The 16984-nt window shown below is 74.0% G+C and carries 21 protein-coding genes; 8 read left to right on the top strand and 13 right to left on the bottom strand.

All coding sequences use genetic code 11. The annotated features are described in order from the left end of the window. Positions 1–8: 8 nt before the first annotated feature. From ACIRS1_RS23925 to ACIRS1_RS23905, 5 genes are all read left to right on the top strand, one after another. Positions 9–1562, top strand: coding sequence for a TldD/PmbA family protein (locus ACIRS1_RS23925; RefSeq protein WP_402843125.1), 1554 nt, complete (start codon positions 9–11; stop codon positions 1560–1562). After that, complete coding sequence (locus tag ACIRS1_RS23920; protein ID WP_402843091.1) at positions 1562–2959, top strand: metallopeptidase TldD-related protein; 1398 nt, start codon at positions 1562–1564, stop codon at positions 2957–2959. The genes ACIRS1_RS23925 and ACIRS1_RS23920 overlap by 1 nt, the downstream gene beginning before the upstream one ends. Before the next feature lie 32 nt (positions 2960–2991). Next, the gene (locus ACIRS1_RS23915) at positions 2992–3540 is read left to right on the top strand and encodes an RNA 2'-phosphotransferase (RefSeq protein ID WP_402843123.1); all 549 of its coding nucleotides are present in this window, start codon (positions 2992–2994) and stop codon (positions 3538–3540) included. A 188-nt stretch (positions 3541–3728) separates the two neighbouring features. Then, positions 3729–4112 carry a DUF3099 domain-containing protein gene (locus ACIRS1_RS23910; protein WP_402843088.1) on the top strand — a complete coding sequence of 128 codons (384 nt, stop codon included), beginning with the start codon at positions 3729–3731 and terminating at the stop codon, positions 4110–4112. A gap of 277 nt (positions 4113–4389) precedes the next feature. Next, positions 4390–4626, top strand: a complete 237-nt coding sequence (locus tag ACIRS1_RS23905; protein ID WP_402843085.1) for a hypothetical protein — start codon at positions 4390–4392, stop codon at positions 4624–4626. Positions 4627–4633: 7 nt separating this feature from the next. Here the strand turns inward: ACIRS1_RS23905 and moaA are convergent, their stop codons facing one another. The 4 genes from moaA to ACIRS1_RS23885 all read right to left on the bottom strand — a co-directional run bounded on the left by moaA (position 4634) and on the right by ACIRS1_RS23885 (position 8966). Beyond that, on the bottom strand, positions 4634–5623 hold the full coding sequence (gene moaA, locus ACIRS1_RS23900) for a GTP 3',8-cyclase MoaA (RefSeq protein ID WP_402843083.1): 990 nt from the start codon (positions 5621–5623) through the stop codon (positions 4634–4636). Between the two features lie 78 nt (positions 5624–5701). Continuing rightward, positions 5702–7306, bottom strand: a complete 1605-nt coding sequence (locus ACIRS1_RS23895; protein WP_360211840.1) for a cation acetate symporter — start codon at positions 7304–7306, stop codon at positions 5702–5704. Further along, the gene (locus ACIRS1_RS23890; RefSeq protein WP_360211839.1) at positions 7303–7659 is read right to left on the bottom strand and encodes a DUF485 domain-containing protein; all 357 of its coding nucleotides are present in this window, start codon (positions 7657–7659) and stop codon (positions 7303–7305) included. The genes ACIRS1_RS23895 and ACIRS1_RS23890 overlap by 4 nt, the downstream gene beginning before the upstream one ends. Positions 7660–7922: 263 nt before the next feature. Further along, on the bottom strand, positions 7923–8966 hold the full coding sequence (locus ACIRS1_RS23885; RefSeq protein WP_360211837.1) for a zinc-dependent alcohol dehydrogenase family protein: 1044 nt from the start codon (positions 8964–8966) through the stop codon (positions 7923–7925). Positions 8967–9124: 158 nt separating this feature from the next. Here ACIRS1_RS23885 and ACIRS1_RS23880 point away from each other — a divergent pair, with 158 nt between their 5' ends. Together ACIRS1_RS23880 and ACIRS1_RS23875 are read left to right on the top strand one after the other, a co-directional pair. After that, complete coding sequence (locus ACIRS1_RS23880) at positions 9125–10120, top strand: DEDDh family exonuclease (protein WP_360211835.1); 996 nt, start codon at positions 9125–9127, stop codon at positions 10118–10120. 31 nt (positions 10121–10151) lie between these two features. Beyond that, a complete protein-coding gene (locus ACIRS1_RS23875; protein WP_402843079.1) occupies positions 10152–10952 on the top strand; it encodes an SURF1 family protein in 801 nt (266 codons plus the stop codon). 40 nt (positions 10953–10992) lie between these two features. Here ACIRS1_RS23875 and trxA read toward each other — a convergent pair whose 3' ends face one another. Together trxA and ACIRS1_RS23865 are read right to left on the bottom strand one after the other, a co-directional pair. Further along, positions 10993–11325: a thioredoxin gene (trxA, locus tag ACIRS1_RS23870; protein ID WP_360211831.1), complete on the bottom strand. Its 333-nt coding sequence runs from the start codon at positions 11323–11325 to the stop codon at positions 10993–10995. A gap of 3 nt (positions 11326–11328) precedes the next feature. Beyond that, positions 11329–11757 carry a MerR family transcriptional regulator gene (locus ACIRS1_RS23865; RefSeq protein WP_402843075.1) on the bottom strand — a complete coding sequence of 143 codons (429 nt, stop codon included), beginning with the start codon at positions 11755–11757 and terminating at the stop codon, positions 11329–11331. 167 nt (positions 11758–11924) lie between these two features. Between ACIRS1_RS23865 and ACIRS1_RS23860 the strand changes: the two genes are divergently transcribed. Next, positions 11925–12692, top strand: a complete 768-nt coding sequence (locus ACIRS1_RS23860; RefSeq protein WP_387901640.1) for an SDR family oxidoreductase — start codon at positions 11925–11927, stop codon at positions 12690–12692. Between the two features lie 55 nt (positions 12693–12747). Here the strand turns inward: ACIRS1_RS23860 and ACIRS1_RS23855 are convergent, their stop codons facing one another. The 7 genes from ACIRS1_RS23855 to ACIRS1_RS23825 all read right to left on the bottom strand — a co-directional run bounded on the left by ACIRS1_RS23855 (position 12748) and on the right by ACIRS1_RS23825 (position 16712). Beyond that, positions 12748–13392: an alkaline shock response membrane anchor protein AmaP gene (locus tag ACIRS1_RS23855; RefSeq protein WP_360211824.1), complete on the bottom strand. Its 645-nt coding sequence runs from the start codon at positions 13390–13392 to the stop codon at positions 12748–12750. Then, positions 13389–14180: a DUF6286 domain-containing protein gene (locus ACIRS1_RS23850; protein ID WP_402843073.1), complete on the bottom strand. Its 792-nt coding sequence runs from the start codon at positions 14178–14180 to the stop codon at positions 13389–13391. Before ACIRS1_RS23850 ends, ACIRS1_RS23855 begins: the two co-directional genes overlap by 4 nt. Further along, a complete protein-coding gene (locus ACIRS1_RS23845) occupies positions 14177–14527 on the bottom strand; it encodes an Asp23/Gls24 family envelope stress response protein (RefSeq protein WP_360211818.1) in 351 nt (116 codons plus the stop codon). Before ACIRS1_RS23845 ends, ACIRS1_RS23850 begins: the two co-directional genes overlap by 4 nt. Next, positions 14527–14718: a hypothetical protein gene (locus tag ACIRS1_RS23840; RefSeq protein WP_063349611.1), complete on the bottom strand. Its 192-nt coding sequence runs from the start codon at positions 14716–14718 to the stop codon at positions 14527–14529. The genes ACIRS1_RS23845 and ACIRS1_RS23840 overlap by 1 nt, the downstream gene beginning before the upstream one ends. A gap of 54 nt (positions 14719–14772) precedes the next feature. Then, the gene (locus ACIRS1_RS23835) at positions 14773–15279 is read right to left on the bottom strand and encodes an Asp23/Gls24 family envelope stress response protein (protein ID WP_360211815.1); all 507 of its coding nucleotides are present in this window, start codon (positions 15277–15279) and stop codon (positions 14773–14775) included. A 148-nt stretch (positions 15280–15427) separates the two neighbouring features. Then, positions 15428–16234 (bottom strand): enoyl-CoA hydratase/isomerase family protein, encoded by an 807-nt coding sequence (locus ACIRS1_RS23830; protein WP_402843069.1) that lies wholly within the window; start codon positions 16232–16234, stop codon positions 15428–15430. Positions 16235–16478: 244 nt separating this feature from the next. After that, positions 16479–16712, bottom strand: coding sequence for a helix-turn-helix domain-containing protein (locus ACIRS1_RS23825; RefSeq protein WP_030059940.1), 234 nt, complete (start codon positions 16710–16712; stop codon positions 16479–16481). Positions 16713–16984 lie beyond the last annotated feature (272 nt).

Genomic DNA, 16984 nt, shown 5'->3' with positions numbered 1-16984 from the left:
TGCCTCCGATCCCTCCGGCCGACAGCGTCGGCGCCCCGCACGGGCGCGCCGTCGACCCGCTGTTCCTCGAGCTGCCGCTGCGCACCCTCGCCGACGCCGCCCTCACCCGGGCCCGCGAACTCGGCGCCGGCCACGCCGACTTCCGCCTGGAGCGGGTCCGCAGCGCCTCCCGGCGACTGCGTGACGCCCGCCCGGCCGGCACCTCCGACAGCGTGCAGCTGGGCTTCGCCGTCCGGGTCCTGCTGGACGGCGCCTGGGGCTTCGCCGCCGGGGTCGACCTCACCCCCGCCGCGGCGGCGAGGGTGGCCGAGCAGGCCGTCGCGGTGGCCCGGCTCTCCGGGGGGATCAGCCGGACCGCGGGCTCCACCGAGCGGGTCGAACTGGCCGACGAACCCGTCCACCGGGACGCCACCTGGGTCTCCTCCTACCGGGAGAACCCCTTCGACGTGCCGGACGCGGAGAAGACGGCGCTGCTCGCCGACTGGAGCGCACGGCTGCTGGCCGCCGAGGGCGTCTCGCACGTCCAGGCGAGCCTGCTGACCGTCCAGGAGAACAAGTTCTACGCGGACACCGCCGGCACCGTCACCACCCAGCAGCGGATCCGGCTGCACCCGACGCTGGAGGCCACCTCGGTGGACGAGCGCACCGGGGCCTTCGACTCGATGCGCACGCTGGCCCCGCCGGTCGGGCGCGGCTTCGAGTACCTGCGCGGCACCGGCTGGGACTGGGACGCCGAGCTCGCCGAACTGCCGTCCCTGCTCGCCGAGAAGATGCGGGCGCCCAGCGTCGAGGCCGGCCGCTACGACCTGGTGATCGACCCGTCCAACCTCTGGCTGACCATCCACGAGTCGATCGGCCACGCCACCGAGCTGGACCGCGCGCTCGGCTACGAGGCCGCCTACGCCGGCACCTCCTTCGCCACCTTCGACCGGCTGGGCTCGCTGAAGTACGGCTCCGAGCTGATGCACGTCACCGGCGACCGCACCGCCGAGCACGGCCTGTCCACCATCGGCTACGACGACGAGGGCGTCGCCACCCAGTCCTGGGACCTGGTCCGCGACGGCATCCTGGTCGGCTACCAACTCGACCGCGGCATGGCGCGGTTGAAGGGCTTCGAGCGCTCCAACGGGTGCGCCTTCGCGGACTCCCCGGCGCACGTGCCGGTGCAGCGGATGGCGAACGTCTCGCTCCAGCCCGCCGCGGGCGGCCCGGACACCGAGGGCCTGTTCGCCGGGGTGGAGAACGGCCTGTACATCGTCGGCGACCGCTCCTGGTCGATCGACATGCAGCGCTACAACTTCCAGTTCACCGGCCAGCGCGCCTACGCCATCCGCAACGGCCAACTCGCGGGCCAGGTGAAGGACTTCGCCTACCAGGCGACCACCACCGACTTCTGGGGCTCGATGACGGCGGTCGGCGGCCCGCAGACCTACGTCCTCGGCGGCGCCTTCAACTGCGGCAAGGCGCAGCCCGGCCAGGTCGCGGCGGTCAGCCACGGCTGCCCGTCGGCGCTGTTCCGCAACGTCAACGTGCTCAACACCCAGCAGGAGGCGGGTCACTGATGACCGCGATGCAGCCCCACGAACTCGTCGAGCTGGCACTCGGCCTCTCCCGCGCCGACGGCTGCGTGGTGATCGCCGACGAGGAGTCCACCGCCAACCTGCGCTGGGCCGGCAACGCGCTGACCACCAACGGCGTCACCCGCGGCCGCAGCCTCACCGTGATCGCCACGGTGGCCGGCGCCGAGGGCACCGCGTCCGGCGTGGTCTCCCGCGAGGCCGTCGCCCCGGAGGAGGTGGAGGGCCTGGTCCGGGCCGCCGAGGAGGCCGCCCGCGCGGCCGGCCCGGCGGAGGACGCCCAGCCGCTGCCCACCGGGCAGCCGTCCTCGCCGCACTTCACCGAGCCGCCCCGCGAGACCTCGATCGAGGTGTTCGACGCCTTCGGTCCGGCCCTCGGCGAGGCCTTCGCCCGGGCGGCCGCGCAGGGCGAGCTGCTGTACGGCTTCGCCCGGCACGAGATCGTCACCAGCTACCTGGGCACCTCGACCGGCCTGCGGCTGCGGCACGACCAGCCGACCGGCATGGTCGAGATCAACGCCAAGACCGCCGACCTGTCCGGCTCGGCCTGGGCCGGCGCCGCCACCCGGGACTTCACCGACGTGGACGTCGCCACCCTGCACACCGAGCTGACCAAGCGCCTCGGCTGGGGCGCCCGCCGGGTGGACCTGCCGGCCGGCCGGTACGAGACGCTGCTGCCGCCCTCGGCGGTGGCCGACCTGATGATCTACATGCACTGGTCCTCCGGCGGCCGGGACGCCCACGAGGGCCGGACGGTCTTCTCCCGGCCCGGCGGCGGCACCCGGATCGGCGACAAGCTCGCCGCCCTGCCCCTGACGCTGCGCTCCGACCCGGCCGAACCCGGCCTGGAGACGGCCCCGTTCGTCCTCACCCACTCCACCGGCGGCGACTCCTCGGTCTTCGACAACGGTCTGCCGATCACCGCCACCGAGTGGATCCGCGAGGGCGCCCTGGCCGACCTGGTCACCAGCCGGCACTCCGCCAGCCTCAGCGGGCTGCCGCTGCGCCCGGCCGGCGACAACCTGGTGCTGGAGGCGGCCGACCAGGACGCCGCGCCGACCCTGGACGAGATGATCGCCCGCACCCGGCGCGGCCTGCTGCTCACCTGCCTCTGGTACATCCGCGAGGTGGACCCGGCGACGCTGCTGCTCACCGGCCTGACCAGGGACGGCGTCTACCTGGTCGAGGACGGCGAGGTCGTCGGCGCGGTCAACAACTTCCGGTTCAACGAGTCCCCGGTGGACCTGCTGGGCCGGATCACCGAGGCGGGCCGCACCGAACGCTGCCTGCCCCGCGAGTGGAACGACTACTTCACCCGCACCGCGATGCCACCCGTGCGTGTCGCGGACTTCAACATGAGTTCGGTCAGCCAGGCCTCATAGCCGGCGGCCGACGGGGGGATACGAGAGACATGATGGACGAGAAGCGGCTGGTCAAGACGAGCAAGATGCTGTCGCGCATCCTGCGGCACGACCCCGACCGGGTGGGCATCACCCTGGACGGGGCCGGCTGGGTCGGCATCGACGTGCTGCTCGGCGCGCTCGCGGCCAAGGGCAACCGCCTGACCAGGGCCGAGCTCGACCACGTGGTGGCCACCAACAACAAGCGCCGCTTCGGCTACTCCGCGGACGGTCTCTCGATCCGCGCCAACCAGGGGCACACGGTGGCGGTCGACCTCGGTCTGTCCGCCGCCGTGCCGCCCCCGGTCCTGTACCACGGCACCGCCGACCGCCACCTGGCGTCGATCTTCCGCGAGGGCCTGCGCCCGATGGCGCGCCAGGACGTCCACCTGTCCGCGGACACCGAGACGGCGGTGCGGGTGGGCGCCCGGCACGGCCGCCCGGTCGTGCTCACCGTGAACGCGGCCGCGATGTCGGCGGCCGGCCACGAGTTCCGGATCAGCGACAACGGGGTCTGGCTCACCGACGCCGTCCCCCCGCAGTACCTCTCCCGACGGCCGTGACGGCCCCGGCCGACGGCCGTGACGGGCGCGGACGCGCCGCCCGCCCTCCCCGACTGCGCCGGACAGGCCAGTAGCAGACCCGACCGGGTGGGCCCCGCCCACCCGGTCTCGTCGCCGCCCGCGCCCGGGCGTACCGTGAGGAGGCCGCGCGGCGAGGCGCGCGGGTGCGTGGACGAGGGCGGTAGGACATGGGCAAGGGCGCCGGCGGTGGGCAGGTCCACCGGATCACGGAGGCTCGCAGCAGCCTCACCGAGGACGTCCGCGGGCGGCAGCGCCGCTACGTGGTGTCCATGCTGCTCCGGACGGTCTGCGTGCTGCTCGCGGTGGTGCTGTGGGACGTCCAGCGCTGGCTGGCGTTCGGGGCGCTGGCCGGCGCCGTGCTGCTGCCCTACTTCGCCGTTCTGATAGCCAATGCCGGCCGGGAGCGGGCCCCCGGTCTGCCGAGCACCTTCGACATCCCGGCCGACACCCCGCTGATGCTCGGCCCGGGCGGGACGGGTGGGGCGGGTGCGGCCACCGGTGCGGCAGGGGCCGCGGGGGCTGCCACCGATCCTTCACAGAACGCGGGCTGAGCGCCCGGTTCACGGGGGTTGCTGGCGGTTCGGCTCGGGGAAAGCTCAAAAGAAGCTCAGATTAATCATGCAGGACCTCCCCAAGCGGGCCCCCCGGCGTGACATACTGCGTACGCGCTCCGCATCCCCCGTCGGAGCGACGGACCGACGCCGGGCGGCTCCCCCCGTGGCTGCCCGGCGTCGCCATGCCCCGATCCGGACGGCCCCGACCCGGGCGGCCGGGGGCACGTGAAAGACTGGCGGTGCAGACCACCCGCCAACGTTCGAGGACGGCCCGATGGACACCCCGCAGACCCCGATCTGCTCCGCCAAGGGCTGCCGGGCGGACGCCCTCTGGGTGCTGGCGTGGAACAACCCGAAGCTGCACACCCCGGACCGCCGCAAGACCTGGCTCGCCTGCGAGGAGCACCGCGAGTCGCTGTCCCAGTTCCTGGGGGTGCGCGGCTTCCTCAAGGAGGTCGTCGCCTTCGCCGACTGGACTCCCGAGACGTCCGGGACCTCCGAGGCCTCCTGACGCCGGCTCAGCCGCCGATCGCCGACATCGGCCGCTCGGGCTGGTGGAACTCCGGGTCGTCGATGCCGGCCCCGGCCTTCTTGCCCCACATCGCCGCCCGCCACAGCGCACCGAGCTCGGCGTCGTCCGCGCCCGAGCGCAGGGCGGTGCGCAGGTCCGTCTCCCCGGTCGCGAACAGGCAGTCGCGCACCTGACCGTCGGCGGTCAGCCGGGTCCGGTCGCAGGCCCGGCAGAACGGGCGGGTGACGGAGGCGATCACGCCCACCCGGCCCGGGCCGCCGTCCACCACCCAGCGCTCGGCGGGCGCCGCACCGCGGCGCGCGGAGGGCTCGGGCGTGAGCGTGAAGCGCGCGCGGAGCAGGTCCAGGATCTCCTCGGCGGTGACCATCGAGGAGCGGTCCCAGCCGTGCTGGGCGTCCAGCGGCATCTGCTCGATGAAGCGCAGCTCGTAGCCGCGCTCCAGGCACCAGGACAGCAGGTGGGCCGCCTCGTGGTCGTTGACCCCGCGCATCAGCACCGCGTTCAGCTTGACCGGCGCCAGCCCGGCCGCCTCCGCGGCGGCCAGTCCGTCCAGCACGTCCTGGTGGCGGTGGCGGCGGGTGAGGGTGTGGAACACCTCCGGGTCGAGGGTGTCCAGGGAGACGTTGACCCGGTCGAGCCCGGCCGTGCGCAGCGCGGTGGCCGTCCTGGCCAGGCCTATGCCGTTGGTGGTGAGGGAGAGCTCGGGGCGCGGCTCCAACTCGGAGCAGGCCGCGACGACGGCGACCAGCCCGGGGCGCAGCAGCGGCTCGCCACCGGTGAAGCGGACCTCGCGGACGCCCAGGTCGCGCACGGCGACGGTGACCAGCCGGACGATCTCCTCGTCGGTGAGCAGGTCGGGCTTGGCCAGCCACTGCAGGCCCTCCTCGGGCATGCAGTAGGTGCACCGCAGGTTGCACCGGTCGGTGAGGGATACCCGCAGGTCGACGGCCTGTCGTCCGAAGGTGTCGAGCAGCACGTGCGTCCCTTCCCGAGAATGCGGCCGGCCCGGCCACCGTCACGGCGGGGCCGGGCCAGCATAGTCATCCCCGGATGATCAGTGGGCGCCCAGCCCGGTCAGCGAGCGGACCTCCAGTTCAGCGTACTTCGCCGGGTCGGCTCGCTCCTTCGACAGCAGGGTGCCGATCCACCCCGCCAGGAAGCCGACCGGGATGGAGACCAGGCCGGGGTTCTCCAGCGGGAACCAGTGGAAGTCGGAGTGCGGGAAGAGCGACTTCTCCCCGCCGGAGACGACCGTGGAGAAGACCACCAGCAGCACCGAGCTGATCAGGCCGGCGTAGACCGAGCTGACCGCGCCGACGGTGGTGAAGCGCTTCCAGAACAGCGAGTAGAGCAGGGTGGGCAGGTTCGCCGAGGCGGCCACCGCGAAGGCCAGGGCGACCAGGGCGGCGGTGTTGAGCTTGTCCGCGAAGAGGCTGAGCACGATCGAGACGGCGCCGATCGCCACCGCGGCCCACTTCGCCGAGCGCACCTCCTCCTTCTCGCTGGCCTTGCCGCGGCGGATCACGTTGGCGTACAGGTCGTGCGCGAAGGAGGCCGAGGAGGCCAGGGTCAGACCGGCGACCACGGCGAGGATGGTGGCGAACGCCACGGCCGAGATCACCGCGAGCAGGACGGCGCCGCCGGTGGTGCCGACCCCGCCGAGCGCCTCGGCCAGCTGCGGGGCCGCGGTGTTGCCGGCCGGGTTGGCCGCCTTGATCGCCTTGGAGCCGACCAGGGCCGCGGCACCGAAGCCGAGCGCCAGGGTCATCAGGTAGAAGACGCCGATGATGCCGATCGCCCAGAGCACCGACTTCCGGGCGACCTTGGCGGTGGGCACGGTGTAGAAGCGGACCAGGATGTGCGGCAGGCCCGCGGTGCCGAGCACCAGCGCGATGCCGAGGCTGATGAAGTCGAGTTTGGCGGTGCCGCTGCCGTACTTCTGCCCCGGCTGGAGGAAGGCCTCGCCCTTGCCGCTGGCGCTCGCCGCCGCGCCCAGCAGCTCGGAGGGGTTGAAGTGGTACTTGGCGAGCACCATGACGGTCATCAGCGCGGCGCCGGCGATCAGCAGCACCGCCTTGACGATCTGCACCCAGGTGGTGCCCTTCATGCCCCCTATCACCACGTAGACCACCATCAGCGCGCCGACCGCGACGATGGTCCAGCGCTTGGCCGCGTCACCGTTGACCCCGAGCAGCAGGGCGACCAGCGTCCCGGCGCCGACCATCTGGGCGAGCAGGTAGAAGATCGACACCACGATGGTGGAGACGCCGGCCGCGGTGCGCACCGGGCGCTGGCGCATCCGGAAGGCGAGCACGTCCGCCATGGTGAACCGGCCGGAGTTGCGCAGGGGTTCGGCGATCAGCAGCAGCGCGACCAGCCAGGCGACCAGGAAGCCGATCGAGTAGAGGAAGCCGTCGTAGCCGGCCAGCGCGATGGTGCCGGCGATGCCGAGGAAGGAGGCGGCGGACATGTAGTCGCCGGAGATGGCCAGGCCGTTCTGGAAGCCGGTGAAGCCGCGGCCCCCGGCGTAGAAGTCGGCGGCGCTGCGGGTCTGCCGTCCGGCCCAGACGGTGATGCCCAGGGTGGCCAGGACGAAGAGCCCGAACAGGGTCATCGTCAGGCCGCGGTGCTCGGTGGCGGAACTGGCGAGCAAGGTCATTCGGCGGACTCCCGGGGGGCGTGGACGACGGCGCCGTGGGCCTCGCGGATCGCGGCGGCGGGCGGGTCGATCCGCCGGTCCGCGTAGCGGGCGTACCAACCGGCGATGACGAAGGTGGTGACGAACTGCAGGAGCCCCAGCACCAGGGCCACGTTGACGTGCCCGAGGACCTTGGTGCCCATCAGGCCCGGGGCGTAGCAGGAGAGCAGGACGTAGAGCAGGTACCAGAGCACGAAGCCGATGGTGACCGGGAAGGCGAAGCTCCGGAACGAGCGCCGTAGGGCGCGGAACTCCGCGCTGTCATCGATGAGTTGGACATCCGTAGGGGCAGTGGTGATCGGCGGCGAATCCACTCTCTGGTCTCCTCACTCCTTCGGCGTAGCGGTCGCACATGAGGAACGATCCGACGTGAGGGGCGTCACATTCCGTGTGCGCGCCGCGCAATGCTAGGAGCGTCGTGCCCGCCCCGAAAGGGGTTGACCGCGATCAGCCAGCCGTTCACCCCCTCGCACTATCCAATTGGCCGAAAACCACCACCCGCGTCACGCCCGGCACACCACCCGCACACGCGGAAGGGGTGGCACCGCCCAGCGGTGCCACCCCTTCTGACGCAGCGTCAGAACGCGATGCGGACCTTCAGCGCCGACCGGTCGTCCATCGCCCGGTAGCCGTCCGGGACGCCGTCGAGGTCCACGGTGCGGTCGAAGACCAGGCCCGGCTCGATGGCACCGGACAGGACGTCGGGCAGCAGCTCCGGGATGTAGGCGCGGGCCGGGGCGACCCCACCGTTCAGCGAAACGTTTCGGCCGAACATCTGACCGATGTCGACGCCCGCGCTGCCGCCGTGCGGAACGCCGACGTAGCCCACCGCACCGCCGTCCCGGGTGATCGACACGGCCGTGCGCATCGACTCCTCCGTCCCGACCGCCTCCAGCACCGCGTGCGCGCCCTGCCCGCCGGTCAGCTCCTTCACCGCCTCGATCGCCGCCTCGCCGCGCTCGGCCACCACGTCCGTCGCGCCGAAGCGCCTGGCCAGATCGGTCCGGGCGGCGTGCCGGCCCAGCGCGATGATCCGGCCCGCGCCCAGCCGGTGCGCCGCCAGCACGCCGCACAGGCCCACCGCGCCGTCACCGACCACCGCGACCGTCGCGCCCGGGCGGACCCGCGCCGACACCGCCGCGTGGTGCCCGGTGGCCATCACGTCCGACAGCGCCAGCAGGCCCGGCAGCAGCTTCTCGTCGCCCGCGGCCTCCTTCGGGAGCTTCACCAGCGTGCCGTCGGCGAACGGCACCCGCACCGCCTCGCCCTGACCGCCGTCCGACCCGACCTGGCCCCAGAACCCGCCGTGCGGGCAGGAGGTCTGCAGGCCCTCCCGGCAGAAGTCGCAGCTGCCGTCCGACCAGACGAAGGGCGCCACCACCAGGTCCCCGGGCGCGAAGCCCCGCACCTCCGCACCGGCCTCCTCGACCACGCCGAGGAACTCGTGCCCGATCCGCTGCCCCGCCACCCGCTGGGCCACCCCGCGGTACGCCCACAGGTCGCTGCCGCAGATGCAGGCGTTCACCACCCGGACCACCACGTCCGTCGGGTGCTGGATCACCGGGTCCGGGACCTCTTCGATCCGGATGTCGTTGGGGCCGTGGATCACGGTGGCGCGCATGGGTGTTCGTCCTTACGGAGACGGCCGTCAGGGGTGTCGGCGGCCTGGGGATCGGGGTCGACCGGATGTACGACACCGATGCGGACCACTCTATTCCGGCCGGTCGGCGGCAACATGTCGACCGGGGCGGTGCCCGGCGGCGCTTATCCTGTTGGACCATGCAACCGATCCAGCCCGAGACCCACGGCGCGCCGCGGACCGCCCCGGTCCCCGCCCAGCGCTCCGCCGACCCCTCCCCGGGGTTCGCGGTGGTCGACGTCGAGACCACCGGCCTCGGCCGCTCGGACCGCGTCATCTCGGCGGGTGTCTACCAGCTGGACCACGACGGCGAGGTCACCGACCACTGGTACACCCTGGTCAACCCCGAGCGGGACCCGGGCCCGGTCTGGATCCACGGGCTCACCGCCGAGCTGCTCGACGGCGCCCCGACCTTCCCGCAGATCGCCGACGACTTCGCCGACCGGCTCCGCGGCCGCGTGCTGGTCGCCCACAACGCGCTCTTCGACTGGAACATGATCTCCCGCGAGTTCTCCCGGGCCGGCCTGCGCGCCCCGGTCGAGCAGCGGATCTGCACCATGGTGCTCTCCCGCGACCTGCGCCTGCCGCTGCCCAACGGCAAGCTGTCCTCGCTGGCCGCCCACTTCGGCGTCCGGCAGCAGCAGGCGCACAACGCCCTCGACGACGCCCGGGTGCTCGCCGAGGCGTTCCGCCCCAGCCTGCGGCTGGCCCGACTCGGCGGGGTCCCGCTGCCGCTGCAGACCTGCGTCGCCGTGACCGACCTCGGCGAGGAGGAGCCCGCCGCCCCCGGCCGCGCCTCCTGGACCGGCGCCGCCTACCGCCAGGCCAAGAAGCGCCCGCCCTGCCCGTACCCCAACCCGGGGCGCTGGGAGGACGGCAAGCCGCTCGTGCAGGGCATGCGGGTGGCCTTCACCGGCGACACCGCCACCGACCGCGAGCTGCTGGAGGACCGCGCCGTCGAGGCCGGCCTGCACATCGCCACCTCGGTGAGCCGGCTCACCAGCCTGCTGGTCACCAACGAACCCGGCAGCTGGAGCGGCAAGGCCCGCCGGGCCCGGGAGGTCGGCACCCCAGTGGTCGGCGAGGACGCCTTCCTGCAGCTGCTGCGCGAGGTAGCCCCGCACCCCGGTGCGTGAGCCCGTTGTGAGGTCGGCGTACCGTGCCCATGTGTACCGTTTTCTGCTGACCCGGCAGTGGCTGATCACCATGCTGATCGCGTTGCTGCTGATCCCCGCCACGATCGAGCTGGGCTTCTGGCAGCTCCACCGCCACGAGGCGCGGGTGGCCCGCAACGAGCTGATCGGCAGGGCCCTCACCGCCGCCCCGGTGCCGTTCGACACCCTGTCGACCGCGCCCGGCACCGCGGTGCCCAAGGACCTCACCTGGCGCGCGGTGACGGCCACCGGTCGGTACGACACGGCGCACGAGTTCGTGGTCCGCAAGCGGACCGACAGCAACGGCACCATCGGCTACTTCGTGGTCACCCCGCTGAAGCTCTCCGACGGCCGGGGCGACGTCCTGGTCAACCGCGGCTGGGTCGCCTCCGGCGACGACGCCACCGCCTACCCGCCGGTCCCGGCCGCCCCGGGCGGCGAGGTCACCCTGACCGGCCGGCTGCGCGCCGACGAGACCAGCGCCGGCAGCGGCATCAGGGACCGGGCCGGACTGCCCGACCGCCAGTTCAACCTGATCAGCACCGCCCAGCAGGCCGAGGACACCGGCGCCACACTGCTCGGCGGTTACCTGGAGCTCACCGCCACCGCACCGGCCCCGGCCGACCAGCCCCAGCTGATCCCCGAGCCCAACCACTCCGACATCGGCCCGCACATGGCGTACGCGATCCAGTGGTGGCTCTTCACCGCGATGATCCCGGTCGGGGTCTGGGTCCTGGCCCGCCGCGAGGCCAGGGACCGCGCCAAGCAGGCCGCCGAGGCCGCGGCCCCGGCCGAGCCCGTCCCGGCGGCCTAGCCGGGCGCCGCCGCTCCTGATCGCCCCCGGCCGGGCCGGTTCACAGGACGTCGGCCAGCTCGCGCAGCAGCCGCGCCTTCGCCCGGGCACCGACCACCGAGCGCACCGGCTCACCGGCGCGGAACACCATCAGCGTCGGCATCGACAGCACCCCGTACGCCGCCTGGGTGCGCGGATTGTGGTCCACGTCCAGACTGACCACCCGCAGCCGGTGCGCCTCCTCGCGGGCGATGTCCGCCAGCACCGGCGCCATCATCCGGCAGGGCGGGCACCAGTCCGCCGTGAAGTCCACCAGCACCGGCCCCTCGGCCTGTAGCACCTGCTCGGCGAACGTGTCGTCCGTCACCGCCGGCACTCCGGGAATCCGCACCATCGTCTACTCCTCCGTCCACTCGGTCGACAGTCCACACTGCGGCGGACGCTGCCCGGAGGCCTCGGCCGCGAGCCCGTCCCGGGCCCTGACGGCCCGGTCGAACTGCCCGGCGACCCGCTCCCGGGCCTCCTGCAGCCGGGCGATGCACTCGTCCAGCTCGGCCAGCTTGCGCCGGTACACCTCCAGCGAGGCCGGACAGGAGTCCCCCTCGGGGTGGCCCGCCTGCAGGCACTCCACGAAGGGCCGGGTCTCCTCGAGGCCGAACCCGGCGTCCTGCAGGGTCCGGATCTGCCGCAGCAGCCGCAGGTCCCGCTCGTCGTACGCCCGGTACCCGTTGCCCGCCCGCCGGGCCGGCAGCAGACCGAGCTGCTCGTAGTAGCGCAACGCCCGGGTGGTCGTCCCCGCGCGCTCCGCCAGCTCCCCGATCCGCATGCCCGCCCCCGCTCTCCCGACCGCCTCCGCGCGCCGCCACGTCCGACGGTAGACCTTGACGCCGACGTCAACGCCAGCGCCTCGGGCGCCCTCCCCGCCTCCGCGGCGGCACCACCGACCCACCCCGCCTGCTGTCCCGGTCACCCGCCACCCGGCAGGATGGGCCCATGGATCTTGGACTGAAGGACAGGGCGTACGTGGTCACCGGCGCAACCCGGGGTCTCGGCCTCGCCAGTGCCCGGGAGCTGGCCGCCGACGGCGCGCGGGTGCTGGTGAGCGGCCGGAGCAAGGAGTCGGTGGACGCAGCCGTCGCCGAGCTGGACTCCCTCGGCGGCGGTCGCGCCCACGGCCTGGTCGCCGACAACGCCGACCCGGCCACCGCCGGGCGCCTGGTCGCGGAGGCGACCGCCCACTTCGGCCGGCTCGACGGCGTGCTGATCAGCGTCGGCGGCCCGCAGGCCGGCCAGGTGGTCGGCGCGCCCGAGGAGGCCTGGCGGGACGCGTTCGAGTCGGTCTTCCTCGGTGCCCTGAGGATCGCCCGCGCGGCCGCCGAGGCGCTCGGCGAGGGCGGCGTGATCGGCTTCGTGCTCTCCGGCTCGGTGCGCCAGCCGATCCCCGGCCTGGGCATCTCCAACGGCCTGCGCCCCGGGCTGGCGATGGCCGCCAAGTCCCTCGCGGACGAGCTGGGCCCGCGCGGCATCCGGGTGGTGGGGCTGCTCCCGGCCCGGATCGACACGGACCGCGTCCGCGAGCTGGACTCCCTGGGCGGCGATCCGGACGGCGCCCGCGCCCAGGCCTCCGCCGCGATCCCGCTCGGCCGCTACGGCACCCCGGAGGAGTTCGGCAAGGTCGCGGCCTTCCTGCTCTCCCCCGCCGCCTCCTACCTGACGGGCGTGATGGTGCCCGTGGACGGCGGCGCCCTGCGCACCCTCTGAGGAGCGCTCGGGGCGCGGGGCGGCCGCCCGGTCGGACGGCCCCCGCGCCTCCGGCTCACTCCACCCGAGGGTGCCCGCGGCGCCGTCCGCGGCGCCGCGCGGGCTCGGTCGGGGCGGCCTGGAGGACCCTGATCCGCAGGTCGGCCGGCAGCTCCGGCAGACCGAGACTGCTGCAGGCGTCCGCCCTGGGGCCGGTCTCGAAGTGTTCGACCAGCGCCGCCGGATCGCCGCCCGGGGTGAGCCGGACGGCGCCGCGCAGCCGGTGGCGGCCGGACGCCCGCACCAGGTGCACCCCGGCCCGCTCCACCTCGGGGAGAGTGGCCGTCCCGGTCTCGAGCGCCTCCTCCAGCGCCCGGGTGCGGATCCGCAACCGCAGACCGGTGGCACCGGGCGTCGGCACGGAGATGTCGCCCGGGCCGCTGCGCCGCAGCTGGGCCACCAGCCACCAGGCGGTGCCGACGACGATCACGGTCAGCCCGCCGATGACGACGGGCCACCACCAGACGGCGCCCGACCAGCGGCCGCGCGCGGCGGCACTGAGCACCGGCCGGCCGGGCGCGGCGAGGGGCCACCGGCCCGGCGGGTGGACGCCGAGCCGCCCGTACAGGTCGAGCCCTCCGGCGAGGACCAGGAGCCCGACGGCCAGCAGCACCGCGCCGACCACCCCGAGCAGCACCCGGTTGACGGTCGTCCGTCTCATCCCGCGGCCCCCGTTCCCGTGCCCGTCCCCGGAGTCCCCGTCCCCGGAGTCTCCGTCTCGGGCATCTCCGTCCCCGTCTCGGACGTCCCCGTCTCGGGCATCTCCGTCCCCGTCTCGGACGTCCCCGTCTCGGACGTCCCCGTCTCCGGCTCGGGCGCGACGTCCCGTGCCGCTCCGCCTGCCGACCGGACGTCGAGCTGCGGCGGCCGGGCCAGGGTCACCCGGGCCAGCTCGTCGCGCAGTTGTCGCTCCACCAGCGCCGGATCGGCGGTCCCGGTGAGGGTGACCCGGATCCGCCGGCGGCTGAGACGGATCTTCAGGTGGTCGACGCCGGGGAGCCCGGCGGCCCGGTCGGCGAGCAGGTGTCCGATGCCGGCCCGGTCGATGGTGGCACCGGTCCCGCCGTGCGGGCGCAACGGGAGCCAGCGTCCGAGCCCGGGGGCGAGGGCGAGCCAGAGCAGGGTGCCGCCGAGCAGCACGGCGACGCCGGCGCCCACCAGGACCCACGGGTCGTCCAGGTGCCGGGTGGCCAGTTCGTCGGCGATCCGGGCGCGCCACCGGCGGGCGGGGAGCCCGGCGCGGACGGCGATCACGTCGTAGAGCAGTGCCCCGGCGACCACCAGCACGACGGTGGCGACGATCACCGCCGCCGTGGTCCGGGGTGCCCGCGGCCGCCGCACCCTGGGCGCCGCCGCCTCGTCCTCCGGGCCCCCCGGGCCGTCCGGCGGCGCCGCTGGAGGCCCCTCCACCACCGGGCCCTGCGCCTGCACCGGCCCGTCCGCGGTCACGACGCTCCCCCGGCGACCAGCCGTTCGACGACGACGACCACCTCGGAGACCCTGGTCCCGGTGAACCCGGCGACCTGGGCGGCGACGCGTTCGCGCACGGCCCGGGCGAGCGCGGCGAGGTCGGCGGGGAAGGGCAGCTCGACGGCGACCCGCACGGTCACGGTGCTGCCGGGCGTGGCGACCGTGACGCTCGGCGGCGCGCCCTCGGCGCTGCGGCCGGTCCAGACGTCGGCGAGCGCCTCCCGGGCGGCCCGGGCGGCGATCCGGGCGTACACCCGGTCGGCGATCCGCAGGCGCCCCCGGACGGCGGGTTCACGGCGGCGGGCGGCGGGGGCCGGGGCCGCCATCAGCGGCGCCGGTCGCGGCCGCGGAGCAGATCGCCGAGGTCACCGAGTTCGATGTCGCCCTCCAGGAGACGCCCGGCCACGAAGCCGACCAGCCCGAGGGCGGCCACCAGCAGGAACGCCGCGAACCCGCCGAAGTACCCGGCGAAGCCGAGGGCCATGCCCACCACCAGGCCGACGATGGCCAGGTTCATCCGCTCACTCCTCGTCTTCCGCTGCCGCCCGCCGTCGGGCGCCGCCTGAACCCGCTATCTGAGCTTGGGCCGCTGCCCCGCCGGAACGGTCTCCTCTTCCTCCTCCTCGACGTCCGGCTCGTCGGGGAGGTGGACGTCGTTGACCGCGATGTTGACCTCGACGACCTCGAGGCCGGTCATCCGCTCGACCGCGTCGATGATGTTCTCCCGCACCTGACGGGCGAGTTCGGGGATGACCACGCCGTACTCGACGACCAGCGCGATGTCGATGGCGGTCTGCTTCTCGCCGACCTCGGCCTTGATGCCCCGCCCGATGCTGGACTTGCCGCCGGGCACCCGGTCGCGCATCGCGCCGAAGGTGCGGGCGAGGCCGGAACCGAGGGCGTGGATCCCGGAGACCTCGCGGGCGGCCATGCCGGCGATCTTCTCGACCACGCCGACGGCCAGGGCCGTGCGGCCCCGTTCGCCGACCGCCCTCCGGCTCTCGGCCGCTGCGGGGGCGGCGGGGGCGGCGGCTCCGGCGTTCTTGTGCATGGTGGCGGGTGTCGGAGTGTCAGGCATGGGGCGGGTCTCCCGTCGTCACGGCTCCAGCTATATCGCAGATCCCCCCAACTCTGGCATTTCGCCACGTTTCGCGCCCGCCGGGAACGGCGGAGGCCCGGCTCCCGGGTGGCGCCCCGGGGCCGGGCCTCGTTCGAACGGCCGAAGGTCAGTCGCCGATCCCGGCGAGGTCGCGCAGTCGGCGGGCCTGCGCCGCCCGCTCGGCGGCGCGCTGCTCCTCGAAGGTCCGCCCGGAGGCGCCCTGGAGCAGGGCCTTGGTCTCGGTGACGGCGTTGCGCGGCGCGGCCAGCAGTGCGGCGGCGAGGTCGCGGGCGGCGGCGTCCAGCTCGGCGCCGGGCACGGCCAGGTTGGCCAGCCCGATCGCGGCGGCCTCCTCGGCGCCGACCCAGCGGCCGGTGGCACAGATCTCCAGCGCCCGGGCGTAGCCGACGAGCTCGGTGAGCGGCTTGGTGCCGGCCAGGTCGGGGACGAGCCCGAGCGAGGTCTCCTTCATCGCGAACTGGGCGTCGTCGGCGACGACCCGCAGGTCACAGCCGAGGGCGAGCTGGAACCCGGCGCCGACGGCGTGGCCCTGGACGGCGGCAATGGAGATCAGGTCGGGGCGGCGCCACCAGGTGAAGGCCTCCTGGTAGAAGGCGATGGTGTCGTCGAGCTCCTGGTCCGGCGCGGCGGCGAGCCGGAGGAAGTTGGGCTCGCCGGGGATGCCCTCGGGGGTGAACATGGCGCGGTCGAGGCCGGCCGAGAAGGAGACGCCCTCCGCTCGCAGCAGGACGACCCGGACGGTGCCGGGCAGGTCACGGCCGGCGGCGGCGAGGGCGCGCCACATGGCGGGCGACTGGGCGTTACGCCGCTTGGGCTGACACAGGGTGACGACGGCGAGCTCGCCGTCGATCTCCAGGCGGACGCCGTCCTGCTCCCAGCTCGGGGCCTGCGGGTCGGTGACGGGGGCGGTCATGCGGGGACCTCCGGTGGCGAGGGGCTTGGCTACCGGAGAGTAACAAAACTGGGGGCGCGACGGCAGGCCACCGGCCGGGAAAGATCGGGGGCACGAAAAATGCCCGGGGGCGGTCGACACCCCGGGCATGACGATCGGCGGCCGGTCCACTCGACCCGAGGGCGGACGCCCAGCTGACGGTCAGCTGTCGTCTCCTCGGCCGGCGCCCTGCCGCCGCGTCATCCAGCCATGTGCTGACGGACCGTCAGGAACCGGCCCCTGCAGTCGCCTTGTTCTTGCCCCGCGTGGCACCGCCGCGGCCCCGGAGGATCACTCCGGACTCGCTCAGCATCCGGTGCACGAAGCCGTACGAACGACCGGTCTCCTCCGCGAGAGCGCGAATGCTCGCCCCGGAGTCGTACTTCTTCTTGAGATCGGCCGCGAGCTTCTCACGCGCGGCACCGGTCACCCGGCTGCCCTTTTTCAGAGTCTCGGCCACCCGTGCCTCCTCGTAGCGTTGCTCGGTCAGATTCCCATGATCACCCATCGACCGCGTCCTGGCCACCCATTCGACAAGGTCGATGTCGGGAATGTGCCGTCCTACGGTGGTGATCCGAGCGCACCAGGGCGCTCACGCAGAGTGCACGCCCCCGGGCGGGTTGCGCCGACCGCCGTGAAAGGGCTGATCAGCAGTGTCGGCCCGACCACGATCGAGTGGCGGGCCGACAGGAAGTCCTTAAACGGAATCCAGGCCTACTTCATTCCCGGACA

Origin of the sequence: Kitasatospora sp. NPDC101176, assembly GCF_044768035.1 — a bacterium.
Lineage (GTDB): Bacteria > Actinomycetota > Actinomycetes > Streptomycetales > Streptomycetaceae > Kitasatospora.
The sequence above is the reverse complement of the archived record's forward strand: the minus strand, read 5'-3'. Positions and strand labels throughout refer to the sequence as shown.

Bases quoted from the DNA above. Each gene is read 5' to 3' on its own strand.
- ACIRS1_RS23920 (WP_402843091.1), top strand. From the start codon at position 1,562: ATGACCGCGATGCAGCCCCACGAACTCGTCGAGCTGGCACTCGGCCTC.
- ACIRS1_RS23915 (WP_402843123.1), top strand. From the start codon at position 2,992: ATGGACGAGAAGCGGCTGGTCAAGACGAGCAAGATGCTGTCGCGCATC.
- ACIRS1_RS23910 (WP_402843088.1), top strand. From the start codon at position 3,729: ATGGGCAAGGGCGCCGGCGGTGGGCAGGTCCACCGGATCACGGAGGCT.
- ACIRS1_RS23905 (WP_402843085.1), top strand. From the start codon at position 4,390: ATGGACACCCCGCAGACCCCGATCTGCTCCGCCAAGGGCTGCCGGGCG.
- ACIRS1_RS23895 (WP_360211840.1), bottom strand. From the start codon at position 7,306: ATGACCTTGCTCGCCAGTTCCGCCACCGAGCACCGCGGCCTGACGATG.
- ACIRS1_RS23885 (WP_360211837.1), bottom strand. From the start codon at position 8,966: ATGCGCGCCACCGTGATCCACGGCCCCAACGACATCCGGATCGAAGAG.
- ACIRS1_RS23880 (WP_360211835.1), top strand. From the start codon at position 9,125: ATGCAACCGATCCAGCCCGAGACCCACGGCGCGCCGCGGACCGCCCCG.
- trxA (WP_360211831.1), bottom strand. From the start codon at position 11,325: ATGGTGCGGATTCCCGGAGTGCCGGCGGTGACGGACGACACGTTCGCC.
- ACIRS1_RS23865 (WP_402843075.1), bottom strand. From the start codon at position 11,757: ATGCGGATCGGGGAGCTGGCGGAGCGCGCGGGGACGACCACCCGGGCG.
- ACIRS1_RS23860 (WP_387901640.1), top strand. From the start codon at position 11,925: ATGGATCTTGGACTGAAGGACAGGGCGTACGTGGTCACCGGCGCAACC.
- ACIRS1_RS23855 (WP_360211824.1), bottom strand. From the start codon at position 13,392: ATGAGACGGACGACCGTCAACCGGGTGCTGCTCGGGGTGGTCGGCGCG.
- ACIRS1_RS23845 (WP_360211818.1), bottom strand. From the start codon at position 14,527: ATGGCGGCCCCGGCCCCCGCCGCCCGCCGCCGTGAACCCGCCGTCCGG.
- ACIRS1_RS23840 (WP_063349611.1), bottom strand. From the start codon at position 14,718: ATGAACCTGGCCATCGTCGGCCTGGTGGTGGGCATGGCCCTCGGCTTC.
- ACIRS1_RS23835 (WP_360211815.1), bottom strand. From the start codon at position 15,279: ATGCCTGACACTCCGACACCCGCCACCATGCACAAGAACGCCGGAGCC.
- ACIRS1_RS23830 (WP_402843069.1), bottom strand. From the start codon at position 16,234: ATGACCGCCCCCGTCACCGACCCGCAGGCCCCGAGCTGGGAGCAGGAC.